The organism is Streptomyces sp. NPDC055078 (assembly GCF_053607985.1).
This window is the reverse complement of record NZ_JBSGUP010000516.1, coordinates 1-5,899: the sequence shown is the minus strand read 5'-3', so window position 1 is coordinate 5,899 and position 5,899 is coordinate 1. Positions and strand designations below refer to the sequence as shown.

4 protein-coding genes are annotated in these 5,899 nt (G+C 72.3%); 2 read left to right on the top strand and 2 right to left on the bottom strand.

All coding sequences use genetic code 11. From position 1 onward, the window contains the following. Positions 1-375: 375 nt before the first annotated feature. Entirely contained in the window at positions 376-1,413 is a 1,038-nt protein-coding gene (locus ACWF94_RS30835; RefSeq protein ID WP_453495809.1) for an NADP-dependent oxidoreductase, read from the bottom strand. Between the two features lie 221 nt (positions 1,414-1,634). Continuing rightward, the gene (locus tag ACWF94_RS30830; protein ID WP_453495806.1) at positions 1,635-2,618 is read right to left on the bottom strand and encodes a helix-turn-helix domain-containing protein; all 984 of its coding nucleotides are present in this window, start codon (positions 2,616-2,618) and stop codon (positions 1,635-1,637) included. Positions 2,619-2,969: 351 nt separating this feature from the next. Here ACWF94_RS30830 and ACWF94_RS30825 point away from each other — a divergent pair, with 351 nt between their 5' ends. Both ACWF94_RS30825 and ACWF94_RS30820 read left to right on the top strand, forming a co-directional pair. Beyond that, positions 2,970-5,507, top strand: coding sequence for a SpoIIE family protein phosphatase (locus tag ACWF94_RS30825; RefSeq protein WP_453495803.1), 2,538 nt, complete (start codon positions 2,970-2,972; stop codon positions 5,505-5,507). A gap of 198 nt (positions 5,508-5,705) precedes the next feature. After that, positions 5,706-5,879 (top strand): hypothetical protein, encoded by a 174-nt coding sequence (locus ACWF94_RS30820; protein WP_453495800.1) that lies wholly within the window; start codon positions 5,706-5,708, stop codon positions 5,877-5,879. Positions 5,880-5,899: the final 20 nt, after the last annotated feature.

Below are 5,899 nucleotides of genomic sequence, written 5' to 3'. Positions count from 1 at the left end.
GTGTTCCGTCTGCTGTCTGCTGCGTGCTGTCTGCATGTCTGCCGTGTGCGGTGTTCCCGTTCCGACACCCATGACTATACGACCGGTCTACTCGAATGGCAATGTCGCCCACCGCCAATCCGTTCAGTCGCGTGCCACGGTGCGGTTGTGTGCCACCGTCCCGATCCTGCCTCCCGGCCCGCCCCGGCCCGTAGGATCGCCGGGGTCGACAGCGGGGCAAACCTTGCTGCCCGCGAGGGCGGTTTCGGTGCCCGTCCGGTCCCGTCTGAGCGTCTGAAATCGTACGGCCCGCGTGCCGGACTCGCGTCCTGTGGCAAACGGGGGCCGTCGTCGTCCGCCGCGACCGGGATCAGGCGTCGTGGTCCGTAGCCCGGATCAGGCGTCGTGGTCCGCGACCCGGACCACGATCTTGCCCCGGGCGTCGCCGCGGAAGATCCGGTCCAGCGCGGAGGGGGCGTCCTCCAGGCCGTCCACCACGACGCGCGAGTGCTTGAGGCGGCCGTCGGCGATCCGGGCCGCCAGTTGCGCGGTGATCTCCTCGTAGCGGTCGGCGTGGTCGGTGACCAGGAACCCGTGTGCGGAGGCGCGCTGTTCCAGCATCTCGACCAGGTTGCGCAGGCCGTGCCGCTGGGCGGGGTCCGCGCTGTAGTCGGCGATCATCCCGCACAGTGCCAGGCGGGCGCCGACGTTGATACGGGTCAGGATGTGGTCCAGGATCTCGCCGCCCGCGTTCTCCACGTCGGCGTCGATCCCGTCCGGTGTGGCCGCGTCGAGCTGCTCGCGCCAGTCCGGCGCGCGCCGGTCCACGCAGGCGTCAAAACCCAGCTCCTCGACGACGTAACGGCACTTGTCCGCTCCGCCCGCCACGCCCACCACCCGCGCGCCGCGCTCCTTGGCGAGCTGGCCGGCGATCGAGCCCACCGCGCCGCCCGCGGCGGACACCACCAGCGTGTCACCGGGCTGCGGGGCGGCGATCTCCACGGCGAGCCAGGCGGTGATACCGGTGAGCCCGAGCACGCCGAGCAGGTCCTCGGGCGGTGCGGGCAGCGGGTCGGGCAGTACGGTGAACGGCTCTTCGAGCACCTCGTCGTCCGCGATCCGGTAGTCCTGCCAGCCGGTCCACCCCAGCACATGCGCGCCGACCGGCAGGTCCGCGCGGCGTGACTCCACGACCCGGCCGACGCCGTAGCCGCGCATCACCTCGCCGATCCCCACCGGCGGCAGGTCGCTGCGGATGTCGCTCATGAAGACCCGGCTCGACGGGTCGACGGAGAGCATCAACGTCCGTACCAGCGCCTGCCCGTCGGCGAGCGGCTCGACCTCCTCCGTCACGAGATCCAGCGGGGCCTCCTCGGCAAGACCCTCGGGCCGCTTCCGCAGCCGGAACGCCCGGTTGGTCCGTGCGGTCGTCATCGTCTTCCTCCCTCGGCGCCCCGCCGACCGGGGCGTACGACCCGATTCTCGGCGAGCCCGGGGAGCCGGCGCCGGGTACGTGCGCGCCGTCAGGGGGTACGGCTCGGCCGTTTCGGCGTCAGGCGTACGGCCGCGGTACGGCTGCCGTACGGCTCGGGCGGGTTCAGGCGGGGCGGCGAGGGCGATTCGACGTCAAGGTGTACGGCTCAGGCAATTCGACGTCAAGGGGTACGGCTCGGGCGCTTCGATATGACGCGGCTCGGCTGTTCCGATGGGGCGCGGTCCGCGTCGGGACCGGCTTCGCGGTGACGGAGGCGGTACTCGTTCGGGGACAGCCCGTGCACCGCCCGGAACCGCCGGTTCAGATGGCTGGTGTCGAAGAAGCCCCAGCGCCTGGCCAGCGCCTCGACCGTGGCGTCACCGGTCAGCAGTTCGTGGCGTACGCGGGCGATCCGCTTGGCGCGCAGGATTCCGGTGAACGTCCCGCCCTGCTCGGCGAACAGCCGCCCGAGGGTACGGACCGAGATGCCGTGCTCGGCCGCCACCTCGTCGGCCGACAGATCGCCGCGGCCCAGCCGGGTGTCCAGGTAGTGTTCCACCGCCGCCCAGCGGGCGGGCCCCACGGCTTGCGGGTCCAGCGGCGTGGCCGGGCGGAGCGCGCCCCACACGAGTTCCAGCAGGGCGTTGCGGGCGGCCACGCCGGGCGGGCCGGACAGCGCGGGCAGTGTCGCGTCAAGGGCGTCGAGGTAGGCGGTCAGCAGGTGCACGGCGGGCAGCCGTCCTGCGGCGGGCGGGCTGCCGCCCGTCAGCGGGCAGCCCACGTCGTGCAGGCTCCGGCGCGGCATGATGAGACTGCGCGTGACAACGGGCCCCCGCGCGGTGAACCGGGCCGGGCGGTCGCTCTCCCAGACGATGGCATCACCGGCCGCCAGCGCCCACTCGCCGCCGTCCTGGCGGAACAGTTCGCTGCCGGAGCGCACGATACGGACCACGAGGAAGTCGCCTTCGGTCGCGGCGATCTGCCGGGGCCCGCGTACCCCGCTGAACGCTCCCGAACAGCGGTCGACCACCATGACGTCGTCCAGCCGGTGCCGTCGGACCTCCGCCCGGAACGCGTCCGGGGCCGATCCTGTCGGGACCCGCACTGCCCAGGGCAGCCAGGGGTCGGACAGGGCCCCCTCCCACACACCGGCTTCCTCATACACGCTTCAACCTTAACCTCGTGCGTTCACCGGGAAACGTCAGCGCGAAACGTCGCCGCGAGACGTCACCGGAAACGTCAGCGGGAAGCTTCACCGGGAAGTCGGCCGACAGGTGTTCGGTCCCCGGACGAAAGTCTCGGGTGCCCCCAGGGCCCTGGTCAGGGCATGCGAGGCAGGTGAGGGGCAAAATGGTCGATATAACCCGACGCCGCTGGTACGGCCGGGGCAGTCGAGGTCGGTGGGGTCACTGGCCCGAGGGCGTTCGCCCGGCCGGGCGGGTCGCCGGGCGCCCGCCGGGCAGTTTCGGGCCCGGAGAGCGAAGGTGAGGGAAATGCGTGAGTGAGGAGGCGGGCCGTGGCAGCGCAGGGCAGCACCGGAGGCGCGGACCGGCCGATGCCGCTCGCCGGGACCGGTCCCCCACCCGAGCGGTCCGGGCCGGGCGAACCCGGTCCCGCCCCGGCGGACCCGCCGCCGGGCGCCACCAGCCCGGACGTAGCCGCCGCCGTCTCCGCCTCCGATCCTTCCGATGCCTCCGATGCCTCCGAGCCCTCCGATCCCTCAGGGGCCGTAGAAACCGGGGGCACGGAGACGACGACCGGCGAGTCCGGAGCCGGAGACGCGAAGGCGCGGGGGTCGGCGGAGGGGCCGGGAGCGGCCCGGACCACGCCAATGGCTCAGTCCACGGGCGGTGGCCGGGCCGGGTCCGAAAGAGCCCCTGCCCCCGCCGCCGCCCCGCCGCCGTCCGCCCTGCGCGAAGGCGTCATCCGGCTGCTGAGCAGCCCGGACGCCGACACCCTGCTCGCCACGGCGATCGACGTGGCACTCGCGGGAATCGCCCCGGACGCCGGGGTCGTCTTCATCGCCGACGAGGACGGCTGGCTCCGCCTCGCCGGACACCGGGGGGTGGACCGGGACGTCATCGAACGGTTCCCCGTGGTCGCGCCGGACTCGACGCTGCCGGTCGCCACCGCCGTACGGGAGCGGCGGCCCGTGCACGGCACGGCCGAGGAACTCATGGCGCGCTACCCCGACCTCCGGGACGCCCTGAACGTCGCCATGGACTATGTCGTCCTGCCCCTGCTGGTCGACGACCGGTGCCTGGGGACCCTGCTCGTACGGTTCCCCCGGGCCGCCAGCCTCTCCCCCGAGGACGACCAGTTGCTGGCCATGGTCGCCGATGTCTTCGCGCACCGGCTGGAGCATCTGCTCGTACTGGAGCGGTCGGGTCCACCCGCCGGCGTAGCGGCGGCCGATTCCGCCGCGGGGCGGCTGAGCCGTCGTACCCGGCTGGAACTCGCCATGTCGAGCGGGAACGTCGGAGCCTTCGAATGGGACGTCCGGACGGGCACGGTCATCTGGGACGCCCGCACGATCCAGCTGTTCGGCATCGAGGCCGAGGACTTCGACTCACGCGTTTCGTCCTTCATGGAAGCCATACACCCGGACGACCGGCCGGCCGTGCAGCAGGCGATCGAGGAGAGCCTGGTGACCGGTGACTACCACGTCGTCTGCCGCGCCCTCTGGCCCGATGGCACCAGCCACTGGCTGGAGGCCAAGGGCACCGTGGAGCGTACGCCGGACGATGAGCCCAGCATCATGATCGGCGTGGTGTGGGACATCACCGAGCAGCGGGAGCAAGCGTCCCGGCGCGAGGCCCGCAGAGAGTTCGTCCTCGGCGTGACCAGCGCCTTCGCCGCCGCGCTGACCACCAAGGACGTCCTGGACGCCATGACGGGCACGGTGCTGCCCGAGCTGGACGCGCAGGCCATCGCCATCCACATCGAGGACGACGGACGGCTGCTGCTCGCGGGCGCCGCCGGTTACTCCGACGAGACCATGGAACGGCTGCGGCTGATCGGAGCGGCGGGCGACGGGCCGATGGCCGCGGCCCTGCGCGCGGGGCACCCCCTCTTCTTCGGCACGCGCGAGGAGTACGTCGAGCGCTTCCCCGCGCCCCGGTTCCATCCGACCGAGGAGCATCAGGCACTGGTGTTCCTGCCCTTGACCTCGGCGGACGGCACGGTCGGCACCTGTCTCATCGCGTTCGACGAGCCGCGCGAGTTCAGTCCCGACGACCAGATCATCACCGCCGCCGTCGGCGGCATCCTCGCCCAGTCCCTGGCCCGCGCCCGGCTCTCCGATCTCTTCCGGCACCGGATGACCGAACTCCAGGAGCTGATGATGCCGCGCGCCCTGGACCGGCTGCCCGGCTTCGAGATCGCCGCGCGTTACCTCCCGGCGGCCGAGGGCATGCAGGTCGGCGGCGACTGGTTCGACATGATGCCGCGCGGCGACGGCAGCGCGTCGTTCGTCATCGGTGATGTCCAGGGCCACAGCGCGCAGGCCGCCGGGGTGATGGGGCAGTTGCGCACCGCCCTGCGGGCCCACGCGGCGGACGGTTACCGGGCCGAACATCTGATGGCACGCGGCAATCAGACCCTCTGGGGTCTGGACACGGACCGTTTCGCCACCTGCTGCGTCGTCGACGTCTCGCCGCACACCGGGAAGCTGCGGATCGTACGGGCCGGCCATCCCAGCCCGCTCCAGTGCGAGCCGGACGGAACCGTCCGCGAACTGACGGTGCCCGGCGGGCTCCCGCTCGGCTACGCGCCGGACGACCGGTATCCGGTCTTCCACGGCCGGCTCCAGCCCGGCGCCGCCCTGCTGCTCTACACGGACGGCCTGGTGGACCGCCCCGACCGGCCGTACGACCAGGCCACGGCCGCGGTGTCCACCGCCTTCGGCCAGTGGATGCGGAAGGTCGCGGACCGGGCGGCCGATGGGCCGTCCGACCTGGAGGAACTCGCCGACATCCTCGTATCGGACGCCTTCACCGACCCCGGGTACGACGATGTGGCGATACTGCTGATCAGACGCGCGCCTCCGCCGTGAAACGCCCGCGCGCTGTCCGCGCGCTGTCCGAGCGGGAACTCACCGAGGATCGCGTGGAAGACCTGTTGAAGACCGCAGACCGTTCCCGGGTGTAATCCACCGGTTCGGGGTACCCGGGTACCCGCGCGCCTGGTACCGGCCAGGTCGCGGCCAGGTGCGTCGTCCGATCGGCGCGGGTCACAGCGGAAAGGCGGAGTGATGGGCTGGGTCAAGGCGAAGTTCAGGCAGGCGATGGGAACGAAGAAGGAGTCCGACGGTATCGCTCTGCGGAACGACCGGCTGCGGTCGGAAGGCCGGCAGGAGAAGCGGCTCGGCCACCAGGAAGAGGCCGAGCTGCGGGAATCGGCCCGGCGCCGCAAGAAGGACCGGTAGCCGCCACCGCTACCGCCACC